The following is a 20,099-nucleotide window of genomic DNA, read 5'->3' as shown; positions in this document are numbered from 1 at the left end:
TGTTTGAGATGATCGACGCCACACTGGTAGCGGCGCGCGCAATGGGCGCGCCGGATACGGTGGCTTTGCTGCCGGCGCGTCAGCCGACTTATTGGCTACCCTCAGTTGCCTTCGGCATAAGGCTGGACGTTGACGGCATTGCCGTCGGCGTCAAACTCTTCCGCCAAGGCGACCGACTGCACACCGAGCGTCAGTACGGCGTCGCAGGTGTCGTCCAGTTCCACTTGCAAATCTCGTGCGGCATCCAGCGGCTTTTCTGCCGTGGCGACGATTGCATCGCCTTCGCCGTACAAATTCACCCGCAACACCACATCGCCATCCGTATGGACAGGGCCCATGACGGCACGCGTCTGCGTTCCCGCCACGCCGCTTTCTTGCAGGCCGTGATCCAGTTCGGACATCATCTGCAGCATGAAGTATTCGGCGATGCCGCGCTCCTTGCCGCCGTGGAACAAATCCTGATACAAGAAATGCACATCGAAGTCTGTGCTGCGGCCGTCAGTCACCAGGCAACGCTGCACCAGCGGCACGACCTTTTCGCTCCAGGCCTGGAAACGCTGGGCGCGCACGGCAAAGTAGGCATCCATCGCGGCTTCGTCCTTGGGAATGACATAGAACGGATCGTCGGCTGTCTTGAGCGTAAAGCCGAGCAGGAAGCGCAATTCCACCGCCGTGTCTTCGGCGCCGAAACGATTGGCCGGCCAGGTGCTCATGCTGCGATTGATGGCCGCCGTTTCGGTGATCTTCTTGTCGGTCATGGCGGCGAAGGCATCGCGCACCATGGCTTCGAGATGGCTGTAGGTAATCGCGTCGATTTCGTCCAGATGGTAGGCATAGCTGACCAGCACGACCTTGGCGTCAGCGCTTTCCAGCTGGGCTTCCTTGATGCTGGCGGTCAACTCGGTGAAGGCATCGGCATCGCGGAAGTTCTGCTCGGCATCGAGACCGCCGATGGTGCGCACGAACATCGGGATGACGAAGGCGTTGACTTCATAGCTGCGCTCGTTGCGGGTGAAGAAGACGATCTCGGCGGCTTCTTCGATGATTTCGCGCAGGTAAGGATAGGCGTCGGCCTCTTGGTCGCGCGCGCGCTCGAGGGCTTCGTACAACACGTCGTCCTGTTGCTGGCGCAGGCTCTTGCCGATCATGCGGCGCAGGTCGCGTTGCTTGCCCGGCAACTCCGGCGAGGCTTCATCTTCCGTAGCCAGTTCAACCGCGAGGTTGGCAATCTTGTCGATCAGCGCTTCGTCGAGTTGGTATTCACCCGGATCGCCCGCGTCGAAGACCGGCGATGGCGACGGTGAGTTGGAAAGTGTGGGAGCTTTGCCGGAGGCCGGACGCTTGCTTTTGGACATGATTGGATGTGCTCGGAATAAGCAGAAAAACAGAAGAGGCGGACATTGTAACAAGTCCGCCTCTTTTACCGTCCCGTTCTGCCAAGCGCAGGGTATCGATCTCTCACTGAGTTCCTGCATTGGCCGTCGTCCTGACGAAAGTCAGGATCCAGCGTCGTCCCAACGGGCGTCAAGACACTGGGTCCCAGCGTTCGCCGGGACGACAACCAAAAAACACGGGATCAGACGACCGCCGCCTTCTTGCCTGAAGTCCGCGCCAGGAACACCAACCCCGCAGCAATCACCGACGCCACCGCCAGCGCATACAAACCGCCCTGGATCGAACCGGTCTTTTGCTCCAGATAGCCGAAGGTGGCCGGCGCAAAGAAGCCGCCGAGGTTGCCGATGGAATTGATCAGCGCGATCACCGCAGCGGCGATGCGTGCATCCAGATAGGCCTGCGGAATCGGCCAGAACAGCGAAGACGCCGCCTTGAAGCCGATACCGGCGAAACAGATCGCCACAAACGCCAACACCGGGCCGCCGGTGGTCGAGGCGAACATACCGGCGGCCGCGATGATCAGCGTCGCCGCCACCCAGGCTTGCTGGTGCTTGAAGCGCGTCGCCAGGCTGGCGAAGATGTACATCGCGATGATCGAGATGATCCACGGAATCGAGTTGAACAGGCCGACCTGGAAGTCGTTGAAATGGCCCATCTTCTTGATGATGCTCGGCAGCCAGAAGGTCGCGCCGTAGATGGTCAGCTGGATTGCGAAATAGATGAAGCAGAACAGCAGGATTTGCGGATCCTTGAGCAAGCTCCACGACGACACGTGTACCGGCTTGCTGGCCTGGCGTTCGCGCTGCTCATGCTGGATGATCGTAGCCAGACTGTCGCGCTCGGCGTCGCTGAGCCACTTGGCGTCTTTGGGCGTGGAGTCGAGGCGAGTCCAGACCACGAAGCACAGCGCCACCGAAGCCAGGCCTTCGATGATGAACATCCACTGCCAGCCGTGCAGGCCGCCGCCTTCGATCTGCAACAGCGCGCCGGAGATCGGGCCGGACAAGATCGATGCAATCGCCGAACCGCTCAGGAAGATCGCCATGGCTTTGCCACGCTCGCTATTGGGCAGCCACTGTGTGAAGTAATACACCACGCCCGGGAAGAAGCCGGCCTCGGCAACACCCAGCAAAAATCGCAGAACGTAGAACGAGGTCTCGTTATGCACGAAGGCCATCGAGGTCGCGACCACGCCCCAGGTCAGCATGATGCGCGTGAGCCAGGCCTTGGCGCCGAACTTTTGCAACAACATGTTGGACGGCACTTCAAAGATCGCGTAACCGATGAAGAACAAACCCGCACCCAACCCGAACGCCGCTGAGCCGATGCCAAGATCCGTCGCCAGATGCGAACGTACAAAACCGATGTTGACGCGGTCGATGTAGTTGGCGATGAACATGATCACAAACAGCGGCAGGATGCGCCACTTGACCTTGTCGATGGCGCTGGCCAGCGGCCCGCTTGCCGGGCCGTCGGGATTGGCGGCATAGGCTGCTATATTTTGCTCACTCACGATTGATCTCCTTGATGTTGTTGGCGCTGCAGGCTGCCGATGCAGCCTGCGCAATCTTTTTTCTTATCGTTCTTCCATGTCGGTGCGGCAGTTCTACAGGCAGCTCCAAGACTGCGCACGATGCCTTCGTATTAACGGACGAGGCAGGGTTTTTTATTGTCGAATTTCCAGCCCGGAATCAGGTATTGCATGGCGATGGCATCGTCCCGCGCGCCGAGTCCCTTGGACTTGTAAAGCGCGTTGGCGGCCATGACCTGCTCCATGTCGATCTCAACGCCGAGGCCCGGCGTCTTAGGCACGTCGACCATGCCGCCGACGATCTTGAGCGGATCGCGCGTCAGGCGCTGGCCGTCCTGCCAGATCCAGTGCGTATCGATCGCAGTGATCTTGCCCGGCGCGGCGGCGGCAACCTGCGTGAACATCGCGAGAGAAATGTCGAAGTGGTTGTTGGAATGCGAACCCCAGGTCAGGCCCCATTCGTTGCACATCTGCGCCACCCGCACCGAACCTTGCATGGTCCAGAAATGCGGATCGGCCAGCGGAATGTCGACCGATTGCAGCTGAATCGCGTGGCCCATCTCGCGCCAGTCGGTGGCGATCATGTTGGTGGCGGTCTGCAAACCGGTAGCGCGGCGGAACTCGGCCATCACTTCGCGGCCGGAGTAACCGTTTTCGGCGCCGCAAGGGTCTTCGGCATACGCCAGCACATCATGCTGATCGCGGCACAGACGGATCGCATCTTTCAGCAACCAGCCGCCGTTGGGATCCAGCGTGATGCGCGCCTGCGGGAAGCGCTCATGCAAGGCGGTGACGGCTTCGATTTCATCTTCGCCGCGCAGCACGCCACCCTTGAGCTTGAAATCGTTGAAGCCGTAGCGCTGATAAGCCGCTTCAGCCAGCCGCACGATGGCCTTGGAGTCCATGGCTTTTTCATGGCGCAGGCGCTGCCAGTCGTCGGCGGCGTCAGGTTCGCTGTGGTAGTCCAGATCGGTGGCACTGCGGTCGCCGACGTAGAACAGGTAACCGAGCATTTCCACCTTGTCGCGCTGCTGGCCTTCGCCGAGCAAGGCCGCGACTGGTACGCCGAGGAATTTGCCGAGCAGATCGAGCATTGCCGACTCCACTGCCGTCACGGCGTGGATGGTGATGCGCAAGTCGAAAGTCTGCAGCCCGCGTCCGCCAGAATCGCGGTCATTGAAGACTTGGCGCATGCGGTTGAGGATGGAATGATACGTGCCGATGGATTGGCCCTCGACCAGCGCGCGCGCGTCTTCCAGGGTCTGGCGGATGCGCTCGCCGCCCGGCACTTCACCGACGCCGGTGTTGCCGGCGCTGTCGGTCAGGATGACGATGTTGCGCGTGAAGTAAGGGCCGTGCGCGCCACTCAGGTTTAGCAGCATGCCGTCGCGCCCGGCAACCGGGATGACTTGCATGGTTGTGACGACAGGCGCGCCGGCGGCGGTGTTCTGAATTGACATGATGAGCTTCCCTGAGTTGATCCGAGGTAATTCAGGAACTGGCGCATCCGTTGAAAGCACCGTTGGTACCGCTACCAATTCCGATTGATGCTGATGGTAGCGGTACCGTTTTAACGTGTCAACCGGTTTACGAAGAGTTGATTTTCAGGAAATATTGCTTAAAGGAACTGCCGGCGATCTGAAAAACAGCCAGCTAGACGCTTTCGCGCTCAATGATGGTGAAGCCGATGTCATGCACGCGATCAGCCACTTGCAGGCCGTCGGCACGATCAATGATGAACTGCGCCGCCACCTTGCCGATGCCGGTGCCGTCAATGCGCACCGTCGTCAGTTGTGGGTGCAGGTCGCGTGAAAAACTCAGGTCGCCGAAACCCATCACCGCCAGTTGCCCCGGAATGGAAATGCCGCGCACCTGCGCCTCGATCATGACACCCATGGCGAGGACATCCGAGCTGCAAAATACGCCGTCAATGGCCGCGTCCTGGCCCAACAGATCGGATAGTCCGGTACGGCCGCTGCCCAAGGTCGTCGGCGCCGGCACCATGCACAGCGGGATTTCGGTCACACCGCCGGCAGCCATGCCCAGGCGCACCGCTTCATCCGAGAACGATTTGGCGCGGCGGCGGCTGCGTTCATCCACGCCGGCAATCACGGCCACGCGGCGGCGACCGGCAGCGTGCAAGTGACGTGCGACGGCGATACCGATGTTTTCATGCGAGAAGCCGACCAGCATGTCGATCGGCGTCGGCGTCAGATCCCAGGTTTCCACCACCGGGATGCCGCTGGCCAGCAAACGCTTGCGCGACTCCGGCGAGCGCATGATGCCGGTCAGCACCACGCCGTCGGGACGACGGCCGATGATGGCTTCGAGCAAGGCATCTTCACGCGAGTTTTCATAGCCGCTCTGGCCCAGCATCAGCTGATAGCCGGCGGCGGCCAGCGATTCGGTCAGCGACTGCACGGTTTCCAGAAAGATCGGCCCGACAATCGTCGGCACCACGGCGGCGACCAGGCGGCTCTTCTTCGAGGCCAGTCCGCCTGCAAGGAGATTGGGAACATAGCCGGTGCGCTCAACCGCTTCACGCACTTTTTTCAACACGGTTTCGGAAACCGCATCCGGTGTATTCAGCGCGCGCGAAGCCGTAATCGGCGCCACGCCCGCCAACTTGGCGACATCGCGCAAGGTCAGTCCGGCGCCTTTGCGACCTTTACGCACTTTTTCAAGGACAGGCTGGGGGTCAGTCATTGAGGCGTCAGGTGCGGGTGCTGAAATGATGGGATCGGCAGGATCGGTGGGAGGGGAAGGCTTCTTCATGGCGCGATTTTAGCATTGCCAAAATGGTACCGATACCACCCGGCATGCTCGCGCGACATTGCTCCGTCACCAAATTCGCGTAAGCTCGCGCTTGCCTATTGATGAACCAGCCAATCGAAAGCCCCTTTGCGACCCTCTCTGCTTTGCTCACTGGTAGCACTAGTCTGGATGACCGGCAGCAATGTCGATGCACAGACCATCGACCAACCCGACATCGATGTCCGCATGACCCGCGCCAAGGGCTATCCGCTCTTTGAAGTGACCGCAAAGATGACGGTCAACGCCAACGTGGCGCGCAGTTGGAAGGTGCTGACCGACTACAACCGGCTCGCGGAATTCGTCCCCAACCTGTCGCGCTCACAAGTCACTTCCAGCGAAGGCAATGAGCGCGTGGTCACCCAGAATGGCTTCGCCAAATTTCTGTTCATCCGGCAAAACATCGACCTGGTGCTGCACGTCACCGAACAGCCGATGCAGGTCATCGATATACGCCTGATCAGCGGCAACATGCGCGAATACCAGGCACGCTGGGAACTACAACCTCAGCAGCCGCAGCAACCGGGCGACGACGGCCACACCCGCATCTCTTACGCGGGAATCATCGCGCCCGATTTTTACGTGCCCACGCTTTTTGGTGCAGCGCTCATGAAAAGCGATCTACGCCACATGCTCAACGCCGTGAAAGCCGAAATAGAAAAAGGCAACGACGCAGAAAAAGAAAAGCGGCCCTGAGGCCGCTATCGTTACGCTACTACTATCGTTGAGAAATACTGATCAGCTCAGACTATCCCAAGTATCGAATACCCTCCTTCGCATACCGCGTCGTAGCAGCGTGTGCATTGCCCGCAAAACAAGTGCGAGCGTTTGACATGATGGCGGCGCAACACGAGTTGCAACGCCACGCCCTCGCAATGCGGACAAACCTCGCGCATCGTGCCCACAGGTGTCGGATCAGGCGCAAGGAACATGCCGTTCTCAAGTAGGACGCCATCCACCACATCGCGTGGATCAAGTTCCATCAAGGTAACGGCAAGACGTTCGCGGCGACGTTCAGGGCGGGGGGAAATACCAACGCCGAGTGATCCGGCATAGGCTCTTGCAGAGCGTTCTTCCAATACAGCAGATGTAGCAGGACTCATTACTGTGCTCCTCGGGTGGACAGTTAAGTACGCTGTTTTCGCTGGCTGTGATGACTAGCTGTTCTTCTGGTGGAATACCCAATCTAGTAAAGATGAAGGGCAAGCGCAAGGAGGGAATGAGAATAGTTTTTCGAGTCTTGATATGTTCACAACTATATCAATAAAGATTCTATGCCGCTTTCAAAACAGCGATTTTCATTGTCAACATACGACGATGGATATTGCACTGTCCATTTGTTTTATTGGGAGAGCCTTGAACCAATCTTTTCTGCGCGACATTATCTGGGGAGCGCGAACAATTTGCTTGCATTCGGTTTGTACAAGAGAATGTGATGACGACAAATCACGTCAAGCACATTGGACATCAACTGAGCATGCAACTGCTCCTCACTCGTACCTACCTCGTCCATGATTAAATTCCTACGCTCAGTCCTTCGAGCTTGCCTTTTGCCTGCGATATTTCTGGCTGCGTTGGCGGGCGCGAGTCTCGACGCCCATGCCGCTGATTTTACCTTTCTGCGTGTAGGTAACTTCACATGTCCGCAAGAAAACGTACGCATGCTGGAACATATCCTGGATGCCGAAACGCCGAAGGAGCGGGACGCCATGGTCATCGCCGCGGTGTTCTCGGGTTCATGCAGTGGTGCCTCAGCGGTGATGACTGAAATTGCCAATGTCGTACATCGACGGAGTCCTAAGGGCAACGACTATTCCTGCTTTCATCTGTACGATGAAGACGGTCCGCTGAACTGCACCCTCAATCAGTATGTGACGGATATTGAAACTGAGATTGCACAGCGCAGTGGTGATTACAGGATTCGGGGTGAAGGGTCGACCGGAGTCGCAGTAACTTGCCTTGAAGGCGGCACGGTTTCCATGCAGACGAGCCCTTCAGGATGGCTAAGGCTTTCTTTAATTTTTCCGAAACAAATTGAAATGCCTCCCGCCCTGCCCGTTGATCGGGATACCGCTCTACGCGAGGGATGTAGGGGTTTTGACTACCGCTGATGCTCGTCTGCCCGACGCTCTTGCAGAATCCAGATTCCCTGACCCTGCAAGAGCAATATCATCACCGCTCGATCGTACGATTCCAACGCGTGTTCCATACCGCGCGATTCTTGTTGACCTCATCCCAGTCGACGTTGCGTGAGTTCTTCACGTAGTCGTTCAGACGCTTCTGTTCCGCCGCCGCTGCGCCGGTCACTTGCACCTTGGTGTTGGTCGGATTGAAGCTGCCGTTTTCGAGTGCCTTGCCTTGTGCTTCCGGGCTCAGCAGATACGCGGCCAACTCTTGTGCCAGTTGCGGCTCGCTGTTGTTGGCGATCACGCATTGCGCCACCATCAAGACCACGCCGCCTTCTTTCGGGTGCACGTATTCGACCGGGATGCCCTTGCTCTTCAGGATCGTGACCTGGGTCGGCGTGTAAGGGAACAATGCCGCTTCGCCGGTTTGCGCCATTTCGGAAATCTTGGCGGAGCTGGCGATATATTCGACGACGTTGGGGCCGACGGTCTTCGGCCAGGCGGTGAAGCCGGGCTCGACGTTGCTGTCGGTGCCGCCCTTCAGTTTGTTGAAGGCGAGGAAGGCGTGCAGGCCGAAGGTCGATGACGACAGCGACTGGAACACGACCTTGCCTTTCAGCTTGGGATCGGCCATGTCCAGCCACGACGTCGGTGGCGCCCAGCCCTTGTCGGCGTAGACCTTGGTGTTGTAGGCCAGACCGGTCATGCTGATGGTGACGCCGGTAGCCATGTCGCCCTTGATGTGCGCTACCGGGAGGATGCCGGCGAGGTTGGGATTGGGCTTTTGCTTCTCGCACAGGCCCATGCCGATGGCGCGGTACATGACGCCGTCGTCGAGAAACATCAGGTGCATCTGCGGCTTGTCTTTGGCGGCTTGCGCCTTGGCCAGGATGTCGGAAGAGCCGCCCGGCACCACCACCACCTTGACGTTATTCTTTTGCTCGAAGGGACCGAACACGAATTGCGTGTAGGTCTTCTCCATGTTGCCGCCGTTCATGCCGATGTAGAGCGTCTTTGGATCGGCGGCGTGCGCCGCGTTGCTCATCGCCAGCAGCGAGAGTGCAGCAAGGCTTGATGCCACCGCGGTAGTACAGGTATGGCGGACGAAAGAAGATGAAAGCGAAATCATTGAATTTTCCTTTCTGGTTCGGAAGCGAGGTTGAAATCTGCAACGGGAAGAGTGGATTGAAAACGTCGGATCGAAAATGCATCGATGGGTATGTCGCTGCGGCCATGCATGACCAGATCGGCGAGCACTTCGCCCGCCGCCGGTCCGATCTGAAAACCGGCGCCGCAAAAACCGAAACCGTGGAACAGGCCGTCCTGCGTGCTGCTAGCCCCGAGGATCGGCTGGCGGTCGGGCAGGTAGCCTTCGACGCCGCTCCAGGTGCGGATGATGTGCACGTGACGCAAAGCCGGGAGCAAGTCGACGGCTTGCGGCAGCAGCGCGAGGATGGCGTCATGCGATGAGCGCGCGCGGTTTTCGTCCTGCGCATAGCCACGACCGCCGCCGAGCACCACGTTGCCGCGGCTGACCTGACGACAATAGATCGATCCGCCTTCCACGCCCAGGCTCCACGGCAGGAAGTGCGGAATTGGCTCGGTCACCGCCATGTTGGGATGGCCGCTGAACATCGGCACGGTTTCGCCGAAGGCTTCGGCCAGCTTGCCGGCCCAGGCGCCGGCGCAGTTGATCAGCGCAGCAGCGCGCACCTGCAGCGACTGGCGACCTTCGCCGGTATTCAGTTCAGCGCGTACCGAAAACGCCGTGCCATCGTAACCGGCTTCGCGCACCTCGCACCGTTCGATGATGTGCGCGCCGGCACGTTGTGCGGCCTGCGCAAAAGCGGGCGACACCAGACGCGGATTGGCCTGGCCGTCTTCCGGACAAAGCGAACCACCGACCACCGCACCGCCCAGCCATGGGCATTGCTGACGCAGACGTTCGCCGCTGATGAGTTCAATGCCGAGTCCAAAAGGTTTGCTGAGTTCGGCATAGGCTTCCAGCGCTTGCATGTCGGCAGCGCTGCGCGCCAGCTTGAAGTGGCCGCTGCGCACGTATTCGCCATCGATGCCGATGAGATCGCTCAGGCCTTCCCAGATGCGGTGCGCGCGCTGCGCAAGCGGTAGTTGCGATACCGAGCGGCCTTGTCGGCGGACGCCACCATAGTTGATGCCGCTGGAGCGCGAACCGCACAGGTCACGTTCCAGCAAGACGACCTTGCGTCCTGCCTTGGCGAGCGCGAGCGCGGCCGAGGTACCGACGATGCCACCGCCGATGATCAACACATCAGCGGACAGCCTTTTGGGGCCGGAGTTGATGTCGGTGGTCACGTGAGATGTCATTCGTCCTCCCCGGCCGCGAGGGCAACGTGGAAGACCGAAGCCGTCTGCTGCGTGGAAGGCGATGCCGAGACCGGCGCAGGCGCAGATTTCAACGCATGCATGCCGATCGGCACCGGCTTGATCGGTGCCTGTCCGCGCAAGCGGCCGACTTGCGCCAGCGGGATGCTGCAAGCCTGCGCCAGAATCTCGCCCGCCGCGCTGCTGCACATGCGGCCCTGGCAGCGGCCCATGCCGATGCGGGTGAGCGCCTTGAGGCGATTCATCTCTTGCGCGTTGTTGTCGCGCGCAGCCTGGCGTAATTCACCGGCGCTGATTTGCTCACAACGGCACACGATCAGTTTGTCATCCGCCAGTTCGGCCCATTTGTGCGGGAAAGGGAAAGCGCGTTCCAGTCCTTTGCGGAATGCGCCGATGCGCGCCAGGCGATGTTCCAGCTTGTCGGCGCGCGCGATGTCGATCTGCACGCCACGATCTTGCAGCAGTGCCAGCGCGGCGCGTTCACCGGCCAGCTCCGCCGCATCTGCACCCATGATGCCGGCGCCGTCGCCTGCGAGATAGACGCCGGGCACGCTGCTGCGTCCGGCGTTGTCGCGTTCAGGCAGATGGGCGCGCTGTACGGCGTCGAAGCCGAAGCGGCAGCCGAGCAGATCGGCCAGTTGTGTTTCGGAGCGCAACGCGTAACCAAATCCGAGCGCGTCGCATTCGATTGTCTGCTCGGGGCCGATGGCGGGTTCCTCCGCCGTCATGCTCTCGCGTCGCCAGACAACGGCGCGCACGTGTTCATCGTGTTTATTTTGTCCTTCGCCTTCAACCCGCAGCAAGCGCGCGTGCGTCTTCAGCGGAATCCGATGCGCCATGAGCCAGGCCATGTAATACATGCCCTTCATCAGCAACGCCGGCTGGCCGAGCATACCGGGCAGCGCAGCAATGCGGTCGGACAGACTGCTGCTGTCGAGCACAGCCATCACCTGCGCGCCGGCTTTGGCGTATTGATAAGCGACCAGATACAGCAGCGGCCCCGTACCGGCCAGCACCACGCGACGGCCGATGGCGCAGCCCTGAAATTTGAGCGCGACCTGCGCGCCGCCCAGGGTGTAGACGCCCGGCGTGGTCCAACCCGGCACCGGCAACACGCGATCGGTCGCGCCGGTGGCGACGATGATGTCTTGCCATGCGATGTTGTCGGCGGCCAGCGTGGTGGTGTCCATGATATCGAGCACATCCGGCTGCGCATTCCACACCAGTGTTTGCGGACGATAGTCGATCTGCTGCGCCAGCGCGGCGAAATCCTGATGGACGCTGTCGGCGCGGCCTGCTTCAAAACCGTAAAGTTTCTTTTTGTTGCGATAAAAGCCCGGCGGCGGCTGGCGATAAATCTGACCACCGGCGCGCGGTGCTTCGTCCAGCACGATGGGACGCAAACCGTGGGCGACCAGCGTCTGTGCCGCACGCACGCCTGCAGGGCCGGCGCCGACGATGACGGGGCGGAGTTTGTTCATGGCTGTTCTCCGCATTCTCCGCATTCTCCGGCTTCGGTCAGCAATTGCATGCCTTCACGGATAAAGGTCGAACAAGCGCGCAGTTTTTCACCACTGATGGTTTGCACCCAGCAGTCCTGGCAAGCGCCCATCATGCAAAAACCGGCGCGTGGTTTGCCGCTGAACTCGTTGTGGCGTACGTGACCGGCATTCAGCAAGATCGCCGTCAACACGGTGTCGCCTTCCAGGGCCGTCACCGGCCGGCCGTCCAGAACGAACGCAACCGGCGTGCGCGCCTGTTCGGCAACGCGGACAAACTGCGGGCGGATTGCGGTTGACTTCATGAGCGCCCCACCAATACACGATCCAGTCCGTAGACACGATCCAGAATGATCATCGCGCCCGCGGTGATCGCCACCATCAGCGCTGATACGGCAGCCATCATCGGATCGATGGACTCGGTGGCGTACATATACATGCGCACCGGCAGCGTAACGGTCGACGGCGAGGTGACGAAGATCGACATCGTCACTTCATCGAAGCTGTTGATGAAGGCCAGCAGCCAGCCGCCGGTGATGCCGGGCAAGATCATCGGCAGGGTTATACGCAGGAACACCGTGGTCTTGCTCGCCCCCAGCGACATCGCCGCGTGCTCCGCGCTGCGGTCAAAACCGATCAGCGCCGACATCACCAGCCGCATGGTGTAGGGCGTGACCACCAATGCGTGCGCCAGGATCAGCCAGCCGAAACTGCCGGCACCGCCGATCAGCGTGAACAGACGCAGCAGCGCCACGCCCAACACCAGATGCGGAATGATCAGCGGTGACAGGAACAAGCCCTGCAGCAAACCGCTCCAGCGGTTGGGATAACGGATCAGCGCCATGCCGGCCGGCACCGCGATGACGGTGGCGATGGTCGCGGAAGACAGTCCCAGCCACAGGCTGTTCCAGAACGAGCTGACGAAATCGGGATACTCGAACACGGCCTTGAACCAGCGCAGCGAGAGTTCCGGGCCATGGATGGTGAGGGTATTTTCCGGGGTGAAGGCGATCACGCACACCACCAGAATCGGCGCCAGCATGAAGCTGATCACCAGCGCATTGAACAGCAATGCAATCGGTCCGTTCTTGGTCATGTGCTCACCCCAATGCTTTCTTGTAACGAAGCTCGATCATGCGATTCCAACCGAGCATGATGGCAAGGTTCGCCAGCAGCAGCAGCAAGGCGATGGCGGCGCCGAGCGGCCAGTTGAGTTCGTGCAGGTATTCGTCATAGATCAGCGTGGCCATCATCTTGAGGCGGCGTCCACCCAGCAGGCCGGGAATCGCAAACGAACTGGCCGACAGGCCGAATACGATCAGGCTGCCCGACAGCATGCCCGGCATGATCTGCGGCAGGACAATACGGCGCAGCGCAGTGGTCGGCGAAGCATTGAGCGACAACGCGGCGTTGACGACGCCGGGATCAATCTTCTGCAGCGACGTCCAGACCGGAATCACCATGAACGGCAGCATCACGTGCACCAGCGCGATGACGATGGCGGTCTCGGTATAGAGCATCTTGAAGGGGCCGATGCCGAATGCCGACAACGCGCCGTTGACCAACCCTTCCGGCCCCAGCAGCATGCTCCAGCCGAAGGCGCGCACCACCACCGAGATCATCAGCGGCGCCAGCACCACCAACAACATGATGGAGCGCCACGGCTTGCGCATGCGATTGAGGATGTACGCTTCGGGCGTGCCAATGACGATACAGATCAGCGTCACCAGGCCGGAGATCCAGAAGGTGCGCCAGAAAATCTCGTAGTAATAGGGATCGGTCAGCACCGCACGGTAATGTTCCAGCGTGAAGGTGCCGGCCTTGGGCCCGGTATCGGCGTCGAAGGCGTTGAAAGACAGCAGCACGGTTAGCAACAGGGGCACCAGCAGCATCACACTGCACAACAGGATGGCCGGTGCTGACATGAACCATGGCAGGCTGCGATTGCTGATCGCCTTCTGGGCCACGGAAGATGGCGCAACGGAAGTAGTCGAAGCGGCGCTCATCAGGCAACCTCTGCCGCACTGATTGCGGTGGCTGCGGTAGTGCGGTTGGCAGAGACCAGTCGCAGGTTGTGATCGTTCCAGTCGATGCCGACGCTCTGTCCCGGTTCCAGCATATCGGCGCCGTCATTGGCGATCAACACGGTGAGTTCTCCCAGCGGCGTGACGATGCTGTACATCCACTGGCTGCCGAGGAAGAAGCGCTGGCTGACCTGGCCGTCGCAACGTCCCTTGCCCGCGGCGACGCATTTGATTTTTTCCGGACGCAGACCGAGCAACACCTGTGCGCCGGAACGCAGACCACTGTCGACCGCTTCCAATGTCAGCGTCATGCCGCCGGCGTCGATGTCTGCGTGGTCGCCGGCCTGGCGCAGCACGCTGCCTTCCAGCAAATTGGCTTTGCCGACGAAGGTCGAGATGAAACGATTGGCCGGATGCTCGTACACGCTGAGCGGACGATCGACTTGTGTTACGTGACCGGCTTCCATCACGACCACGCGATCGCTGATGGACATCGCTTCGCTCTGGTCATGCGTGACCATGATGGTGGTGGTGCCGACCTTGCGCTGGATATCACGCAGCTCGAATTGCATTTCTTCACGCAGTTTGGCGTCGAGGTTGGACAGCGGTTCGTCCAGCAACAGCACCGGTGGCTGGATCACCAGCGCGCGTGCAAGCGCGACGCGCTGACGCTGGCCGCCGGACATTTCGCGCGGATAGCGTTTGCCGTGTTTTTCAAGATGGACCAGAGCCAGCGCCTGTGCAACTTTGTCGCGGCGTTCGGCGGCGGGGATCTTGCGCATTTCGAGGCCGAAGGCGACGTTCTGCTCGACCGTCATGTGCGGAAATAAGGCATACGTCTGGAACACGATGCCGAGGCCGCGCGTGTTGGGCTTGGCGTGCGTGATGTCGCGACCGTCCAGTTCGATGCGGCCGCCGCTGACGCTTTCAAAGCCGGCGATCATCTGCAGGGTGGTGGTCTTGCCGCAACCGGAGGGGCCGAGCAGCGAAATGAATTCGCCCTTCTCCACGCTCAGGTTGAAAGACGATACCGCCTGGGTATCTCCGTAAAACTTGCTGACATTGGTCAGCGTGAGGAACGACATGGCAAGTCCTTTCCAGAATGATCGACCTTGATGCTCTCCGGCTACATTGAGCGGGTATCCGAATTGCTTAGGTAACGCATGAGTTATTGCAATCGTCATGCAATTTCCTTGCCAATTCTGCTATCGTATTTCATCAAACAGGATATTTTTATTACTTATTCCGTTGAGTGAAATACCTTGCTCAAGACGGCTGCAACCATTCCATTTATCGACATGAGCAACGAAACCACTCTTCCCGCCAACGGGGTGCAACGCACCTTTGCGGTTTTGCGCGCACTCGCGGCTGCACCAGCACAAGGCACACGCGTCACGCAAATCGCCAAGGACATCGGGCTGACACAAGGCACCACGCATCGCCTGCTGCAATCTCTGGTCAATGAAGGCATGGTCGAACAGGATGAGCGCAGCAAGCTGTACCGGCTCGGCATGGACTTGTTCAGCCTGGCGGCGCGCGCCGGCAACGGCTGGGATTTGCGCGCACTGTGCCGGCCGGTGTTGCTGCGGCTGTGCGGCAGCCTGGGCGATACCATGTTCCTGCTGGTGCGTTCGCGCTTCGATGCCGTCTGCGTGGATCGCGTCGACGGCCCCTTCCCTATCCGCGCTTTCACCGGCGACATCGGCGGACGGGTGGCGCTGGGCGTGGGACAAGGCGCATTGGCGATTCTTGCTTTTCTGCCGGAGGCGGAACGGGATGAAGTGATTCGCTACAACTTGCCGCGCATCCGCGAGTTCGGCGTATTTGACGAGGTCTATCTGCGGACTGAAATTGAACGCGTGCGCCAGAACGGCTACGCTGCGCGCAATGCCGGCCTGCTTGACGGCATGGCCGGACTGGCGGTGCCGATCTTCGATGGCAGCGGACAAATCGTGGCGGCGCTGAGTATCGGCACGCTGACGTCGCGTCTGAGCGATGACCGCCTGCCGACCGTAGTGCAGATTCTCAAACGTGAAGCCGATGCCCTGAGCAAGCGCATCAATCCTTTCGATCCGGCGTTGCGGCGGCCGATGCATGTCCCGAGCGTAGCTGGAGAATCCACATGAGTCAGGTGAGTAATTCACATCGTCCAGTCCTGCTGGTCAAATCGGGCGGCGTCGACGCCGTGGCGGAGTGGCAGAAAAATTTCGGCGAGTTTGCGCCTGACGTGGAGGTGCGCTGGTGGAATGATCCCGGCATCGACCCGCTCGCCGTGGAATATGTCCTGGTCTGGCAACCGGAAGCCGGACGCATTGCCGGCTATCCCAACCTGAAGGCGGTCATCAGCAGCGCCGCCGGCGTCGATCATATTCTGGCCGATCCGCGACTGCCTGCCACGGTGCCCATCATCCGCATGGTGACTGACGACACGGTGCAGCGCATGGCGGAGTTCACCGCGATGAGCAGCCTGATGCTGCTCAAGGATATGCCGCGCATGATCGCGCAACAGGCGCGGCGTGAATGGAGCGAGTTCGCTACGCCGCGCACTGCGGTGGAGACGCGCGTGGGCATCATGGGATTGGGTGCACTGGGCTTGGCGTGCGCGCAGATGCATGCACAACTTGGCTTCATCACCGCAGGCTGGGCACGCTCGCCGCGCAAGGCTGAACGTATCGAGTGCTATGCCGGTGAGGATCAGCTCGGCGCTTTTTTGGCGCGTACCAATATTCTGATCTGCCTGCTGCCGGACACCGAAGACACACGCGACATCATCAACGCCGATCTGTTGCGGCAACTGCCCGCTGGTGCGGCGATCATCAACGTCGGACGCGGCACGCATGTGCACACCGAAGACTTGCTGGCGGCGCTGGACTCGGGTCATGTTTCATCGGCCTTGCTGGACGTCTTTGCGGTCGAGCCACTGCCGGATGATTCACCCTTGTGGAATCACCCACGCATCATCGTCACGCCGCACGGTGCGGCGACGCCGTCACGCCGCGAACGTGCGCGCCAAGCGGCGACTGTGATCCATGCAGTGGAAAATGGCCTGCCCGCACCGCATCTGTACGATCGCGAGCGCGGATATTGATTTGCAGGATTATGACTTGACGGTGCGTTTGACCAGCAGCGAGATGCTGAAGCAAATCACAAAGTAGACCGCGCCGGCAAAGAACAGCAATTCGATGATGCGGCCATCGCGCTCGCCGATGGTGTAGGCGCGCCCGAAGAAATCGGCCAATGCGCTGACATAGACCAGCGAGGTATCCTGAAACAGAATGATGCCTTGCGTCAGCAGCAACGGCACCATGTTGCGGAAAGCCTGCGGCAGAATGACCAGACGCATGGTCTGGAGGTAAGTCAGCCCGAGTGCAAACGATGCCGCCAGCTGACCTCGCGCCACACTCTTGATACCGGCACGGATGATCTCGGAATAGTAAGCCGCCTCGAACAGCGAGAACGCCACCAGCGCCGAGGTCATGCGCAAATCATGGGAGGCCGACAGCTTGAACACCTTCTGCAGCAACTGCGGCACGATCAGGAAGAACCATAGCAATACCATCACCAAAGGTATCGAGCGAAACAGATTGACGTAACCCGTCGCGAACCATTGCAGCGGCTTCGACGGCGACAGCCGCATCATCGCCAGCAACGTGCCCCAGACGATGCCGAAGCAGATCGCCGTCGCGGTGATCTGCAAGGAGATCAGCATGCCGTGGCCGAGCACCTGGACGGCGGCCGGGGTGATTGCGCTGAAGTCGAATTGGTAGCTCATGTGTCGCGTCTCCTGAGATCCTTATTTGCTGCCGACAAAACCGGGCAAGGCGACACGCCCTTCCAGCCAGCGCATCAAGGTCATGACCGTGATGTTGATCAGCATGTAGGTCAGCGTCACGGCGATGAAGGCTTCATACGGCTGCGCGGTGTAGTCGACCAGCTGGCGCCCTTGCGCGGCCAGTTCCAGCAGACCGATGGTGGAAGCGACGGCAGAGTTCTTGAAGATGTTGAGAAACTCCGACGTCAGCGGCGGCAGGATGATGCGAAACGACATCGGCAACAATACGTAGCGATACGTCTGACCCAGCGTAAAACCCATCGCCAGACCGGCGTTCTTCTGTCCCGGTGGCAGAGCGCGAATTCCCGAACGCACCTGCTCGCACACGCGCGCTGCGGTGAAAAATCCCAGGCACAGCATCGCCGTCGTGAACTGCTGCGCCAGCGGACTCATGGACTTGATCGCATCACCCATACCGAACGGCAGAATCTCCGGCATGGCGAAATACCAGATGAAGATCTGCACCAGCAGCGGCACGTTGCGGAACAACTCGACATAGGTAGCCGCGATACCGCTGAGCCAGCGATTGGGCAAGGTGCGCATGATGCCAAGCAAGGTACCGAGTGTGAGCGCGATCAGCCATGCCGACAAACCCAGCGCCAGCGTGATCGACAGGCCCGACAGCAGCCAGTCGACGTAGGTCTGGTTGTCAGCAGCCTGATGGAGAAAAACGCTCCAGTTCCAGCGGTAGTCCATGATGTGTTTTCGGCTTCTCTGAAATCAAGTAAAAGTCAGGTGTTCAAGCTTGCGGTGGCTCGGGAAAAGGCAGCGACGTCTGGCCCTCGGCGCGCATGCCGAAGACATTCAGCGTCATCGCCACCAGCGCGTAATAGCCGAGCAGGCCGATCAGATTGACCACGATCTTGAGACCAAACAACTCCACCGCACGCGCATAGGTCGCGTCGGTGACGCGTTTGTGGTGATACAGCTCGGTGGCGAACGACCAGACCACGCGCTCGTCTTCTTTCTCAAACACAGGCGTCTGCCCGAGACGAATCTGCTCTGCAACTTCTGCCGACAAACCCGCATCGACGGCGATCGGCAGATGGATGGCCCACTCCGCCTGCGATTGCCATTCGCGCGCCGTCGCCAGAATCGCCAGCTCGGACAACCGCAGCGGCAGGCCGGTGTCGTAGCGGCAGTAAACACCCAGCTTCTGCGCTAGCTGGCCCAGCTCCGGGCTGTGGATCCAGCTCACGAACGGCCCGTTGAGATTGCCGCGCGGGCCGGACAGGATATCGTCCAACAGCGCTTTCTGTTCCGGCGTGGCGTGGGCCGGATCGAATACCGGCAGGCGTGCTTGCGTCATGTTCTTACTCCAACTCGTTGCGGGTCTTCAGTATAGGGGCTGCAGTCAGGCCGGATGTCGTACCGGCGTTCGCCGGAATGACGGTTTAAATTGCGAATGTTCTTCCGGCCTCAAACACCATCGTCGTCCTGACGAAAGTCAGGACCCAGCGTCGTACCGACATTCGTCAAGACACTGGATCCCGGCTTGCGCCGGGATGACGGCCAAGGGTTGGTTTGAGTAAGCGACCTATTCTCGCGGCACATCAGTCCATTGGTTTGTCGCTTGGATTGGCGTAGAGCTTCTTGACATCTTCCGGCATCGGGAAATTGAAGCTGACATTCTTCGGCGGAATCGGGAAGGTGAACCACTTGGCGTACATGCGGTTGATCTCGCCGCTCTTCATCAGGCCGCTCAGTGTGCCGTCGACCAATTGCTTGAATTGCGGATCGTCCTTGCGCACCATGAAGCCGTAAGGTTCAGCGCCGAACGGTGTGCCCGTCAGCAACCAGTCATTGGGCTTTTGCGCCGTAGTGCGCGCACCGGCCAGCAGGATGTCGTCCATCACATAGGCAGCGACGCGTCCCGATTGCAGGATCAGGAAAGCTTCGCCGTAATCCTTGGCGCTCTGAATCTGCATGTTCATCTTGCGGCGTTCATTGAGCGTACGCAGCAAACGTTCCGACGTGGTGCCGGCATTGGTCACGACTGCCTTGTTGGCGAGATCCGGGAAGTCTTTGATGCCGCTGTCCTTGCGCGTGAGGATGCGGCTGCTGGCGACAAAGAAAGTGGTGTTGAAAGAGACCTGCTGCCAGCGATCCTTGAGATTGCTGGTGACGCCGCACTCCAGATCGATGGTGCCGTTTTGCAGCAGCGGCGTGCGGTTTTGCGAGGTCACCGGAATCATGCGCACTTCCAGGTTGGGCATGTTCAGCCTGGCTTTGACGCTGTCGATGACCTTGTTGCAGAGGTCTTGCGAATAGCCGACGACCTTCTGGTTTTCATCGTAATAGGAGAACGGAATCGAGCTGGTGCGATGGCCGATGGCGATGACATTGCCCTCCTTGATCTTTTGCAGCGTCGGGCCAATACCGCTAGCGGCATCGGCGGCGTTGGCGCTATGGAGTCCGGTCAATGCGGATAGCAGTGCAAGCAGCGGTAGGGTGAATCGTTTCATGTCGTTTCCTCTCCTGATGAATTTGATAGGTGCGCCGGTATATCTTTAGATG

At 60.0% G+C, this 20,099-nt stretch carries 20 protein-coding genes; 4 read left to right on the top strand and 16 right to left on the bottom strand.

Annotated elements, in window-relative coordinates; genetic code table 11:
- Positions 1 to 101: 101 nt before the first annotated feature.
- From PQR63_RS02245 to PQR63_RS02230, 4 genes are all read right to left on the bottom strand, one after another.
- Positions 102 to 1,355, bottom strand: coding sequence for a DUF2863 family protein (locus PQR63_RS02245; RefSeq protein ID WP_408165256.1), 1,254 nt, complete (start codon positions 1,353 to 1,355; stop codon positions 102 to 104).
- A 221-nt stretch (positions 1,356 to 1,576) separates the two neighbouring features.
- Positions 1,577 to 2,908 carry an MFS transporter gene (locus PQR63_RS02240; protein ID WP_408165254.1) on the bottom strand — a complete coding sequence of 444 codons (1,332 nt, stop codon included), beginning with the start codon at positions 2,906 to 2,908 and terminating at the stop codon, positions 1,577 to 1,579.
- Positions 2,909 to 3,039: 131 nt separating this feature from the next.
- Complete coding sequence (gene gudD / locus PQR63_RS02235) at positions 3,040 to 4,386, bottom strand: glucarate dehydratase (protein ID WP_408165253.1); 1,347 nt, start codon at positions 4,384 to 4,386, stop codon at positions 3,040 to 3,042.
- A gap of 193 nt (positions 4,387 to 4,579) precedes the next feature.
- Positions 4,580 to 5,632, bottom strand: a complete 1,053-nt coding sequence (locus PQR63_RS02230; protein WP_408165376.1) for a LacI family DNA-binding transcriptional regulator — start codon at positions 5,630 to 5,632, stop codon at positions 4,580 to 4,582.
- Between the two features lie 237 nt (positions 5,633 to 5,869).
- Here PQR63_RS02230 and PQR63_RS02225 point away from each other — a divergent pair, with 237 nt between their 5' ends.
- On the top strand, positions 5,870 to 6,433 hold the full coding sequence (locus tag PQR63_RS02225) for an SRPBCC family protein (protein ID WP_408165251.1): 564 nt from the start codon (positions 5,870 to 5,872) through the stop codon (positions 6,431 to 6,433).
- 47 nt (positions 6,434 to 6,480) lie between these two features.
- Here PQR63_RS02225 and PQR63_RS02220 read toward each other — a convergent pair whose 3' ends face one another.
- Positions 6,481 to 6,840, bottom strand: coding sequence for a hypothetical protein (locus PQR63_RS02220; protein ID WP_408165249.1), 360 nt, complete (start codon positions 6,838 to 6,840; stop codon positions 6,481 to 6,483).
- Positions 6,841 to 7,398: 558 nt separating this feature from the next.
- Between PQR63_RS02220 and PQR63_RS02215 the strand changes: the two genes are divergently transcribed.
- The gene (locus PQR63_RS02215) at positions 7,399 to 7,848 is read left to right on the top strand and encodes a hypothetical protein (RefSeq protein ID WP_408165247.1); all 450 of its coding nucleotides are present in this window, start codon (positions 7,399 to 7,401) and stop codon (positions 7,846 to 7,848) included.
- 61 nt (positions 7,849 to 7,909) lie between these two features.
- Here the strand turns inward: PQR63_RS02215 and PQR63_RS02210 are convergent, their stop codons facing one another.
- Genes PQR63_RS02210 through PQR63_RS02180 form a run of 7 tightly spaced genes read right to left on the bottom strand, consistent with a single transcriptional unit; the run spans position 7,910 to position 14,835 of the window.
- Entirely contained in the window at positions 7,910 to 8,992 is a 1,083-nt protein-coding gene (locus PQR63_RS02210) for an extracellular solute-binding protein (protein WP_408165245.1), read from the bottom strand.
- Positions 8,989 to 10,209 (bottom strand): NAD(P)/FAD-dependent oxidoreductase, encoded by a 1,221-nt coding sequence (locus tag PQR63_RS02205; RefSeq protein WP_408165243.1) that lies wholly within the window; start codon positions 10,207 to 10,209, stop codon positions 8,989 to 8,991. Before PQR63_RS02205 ends, PQR63_RS02210 begins: the two co-directional genes overlap by 4 nt.
- Complete coding sequence (locus PQR63_RS02200; protein ID WP_408165242.1) at positions 10,206 to 11,708, bottom strand: FAD-dependent oxidoreductase; 1,503 nt, start codon at positions 11,706 to 11,708, stop codon at positions 10,206 to 10,208. The genes PQR63_RS02205 and PQR63_RS02200 overlap by 4 nt, the downstream gene beginning before the upstream one ends.
- Entirely contained in the window at positions 11,705 to 12,031 is a 327-nt protein-coding gene (locus tag PQR63_RS02195) for a (2Fe-2S)-binding protein (protein ID WP_408165240.1), read from the bottom strand. Before PQR63_RS02195 ends, PQR63_RS02200 begins: the two co-directional genes overlap by 4 nt.
- Entirely contained in the window at positions 12,028 to 12,822 is a 795-nt protein-coding gene (locus PQR63_RS02190; protein WP_408165238.1) for an ABC transporter permease, read from the bottom strand. The genes PQR63_RS02195 and PQR63_RS02190 overlap by 4 nt, the downstream gene beginning before the upstream one ends.
- 4 nt (positions 12,823 to 12,826) lie before the next feature.
- The gene (locus PQR63_RS02185; RefSeq protein WP_408165236.1) at positions 12,827 to 13,732 is read right to left on the bottom strand and encodes an ABC transporter permease; all 906 of its coding nucleotides are present in this window, start codon (positions 13,730 to 13,732) and stop codon (positions 12,827 to 12,829) included.
- Positions 13,732 to 14,835: an ABC transporter ATP-binding protein gene (locus PQR63_RS02180; RefSeq protein WP_408165234.1), complete on the bottom strand. Its 1,104-nt coding sequence runs from the start codon at positions 14,833 to 14,835 to the stop codon at positions 13,732 to 13,734. The genes PQR63_RS02185 and PQR63_RS02180 overlap by 1 nt, the downstream gene beginning before the upstream one ends.
- A 213-nt stretch (positions 14,836 to 15,048) precedes the next feature.
- Between PQR63_RS02180 and PQR63_RS02175 the strand changes: the two genes are divergently transcribed.
- Both PQR63_RS02175 and PQR63_RS02170 read left to right on the top strand, forming a co-directional pair.
- Positions 15,049 to 15,876, top strand: coding sequence for an IclR family transcriptional regulator (locus tag PQR63_RS02175; protein ID WP_408165374.1), 828 nt, complete (start codon positions 15,049 to 15,051; stop codon positions 15,874 to 15,876).
- Positions 15,873 to 16,838, top strand: coding sequence for a 2-hydroxyacid dehydrogenase (locus PQR63_RS02170; protein ID WP_408165232.1), 966 nt, complete (start codon positions 15,873 to 15,875; stop codon positions 16,836 to 16,838). The genes PQR63_RS02175 and PQR63_RS02170 overlap by 4 nt, the downstream gene beginning before the upstream one ends.
- Before the next feature lie 9 nt (positions 16,839 to 16,847).
- Here PQR63_RS02170 and gltK read toward each other — a convergent pair whose 3' ends face one another.
- The 4 genes from gltK to PQR63_RS02150 all read right to left on the bottom strand — a co-directional run bounded on the left by gltK (position 16,848) and on the right by PQR63_RS02150 (position 20,047).
- Complete coding sequence (gene gltK, locus PQR63_RS02165; protein ID WP_408165230.1) at positions 16,848 to 17,522, bottom strand: glutamate/aspartate ABC transporter permease GltK; 675 nt, start codon at positions 17,520 to 17,522, stop codon at positions 16,848 to 16,850.
- Between the two features lie 21 nt (positions 17,523 to 17,543).
- Positions 17,544 to 18,278: an amino acid ABC transporter permease gene (locus tag PQR63_RS02160; RefSeq protein WP_408165228.1), complete on the bottom strand. Its 735-nt coding sequence runs from the start codon at positions 18,276 to 18,278 to the stop codon at positions 17,544 to 17,546.
- A gap of 43 nt (positions 18,279 to 18,321) precedes the next feature.
- Entirely contained in the window at positions 18,322 to 18,891 is a 570-nt protein-coding gene (locus tag PQR63_RS02155; protein WP_408165226.1) for a carboxymuconolactone decarboxylase family protein, read from the bottom strand.
- Between the two features lie 244 nt (positions 18,892 to 19,135).
- Positions 19,136 to 20,047, bottom strand: coding sequence for a glutamate/aspartate ABC transporter substrate-binding protein (locus tag PQR63_RS02150; protein WP_408165225.1), 912 nt, complete (start codon positions 20,045 to 20,047; stop codon positions 19,136 to 19,138).
- Between the last annotated feature and the right edge of the window lie 52 nt (positions 20,048 to 20,099).

This window comes from Herbaspirillum rhizosphaerae (assembly GCF_046025915.1).
Classification (GTDB): domain Bacteria; phylum Pseudomonadota; class Gammaproteobacteria; order Burkholderiales; family Burkholderiaceae_D; genus Herbaspirillum; species Herbaspirillum rhizosphaerae_A.
This window is presented reverse-complemented; position numbering and strand designations above follow the sequence as displayed.